Origin of the sequence: Paraburkholderia sp. BR10937 (assembly GCF_040965695.1) — a bacterium.
Lineage (GTDB): Bacteria > Pseudomonadota > Gammaproteobacteria > Burkholderiales > Burkholderiaceae > Paraburkholderia.
In genome coordinates this window covers 1-257 of sequence record NZ_JBFRCL010000203.1, presented here as the reverse complement: position 1 = coordinate 257, position 257 = coordinate 1, and the positions used below count along the sequence as shown (strand labels likewise).

General features: G+C 51.4%; 1 rRNA gene. It reads left to right on the top strand.

The features are described from left to right. A 23S ribosomal RNA gene (locus tag AB4Y44_RS42660) occupies positions 1–91 on the top strand; the annotation flags it as partial. Between the last annotated feature and the right edge of the window lie 166 nt (positions 92–257).

Below are 257 nucleotides of genomic sequence, written 5' to 3'. Positions count from 1 at the left end.
TCGTTCGAGACCAGGACGTTGATAGGTCAGGTGTGGAAGCGCAGTAATGCGTTAAGCTAACTGATACTAATTGCCCGTAAGGCTTGATCCTATAACAGGTGTGCCTCCCTCCCGCTGGGGAGAGAAGGGCGCACAGGTTGAGATCACGTGTCGGTCTACGTTACTGCTTCAGCATTTACGTAAAACCCACACTATGTGTGTTGTGCCTGAAACAACGCAACCCCAATTCAGCAGCACCCTCTTTACGCTTCTTCCCG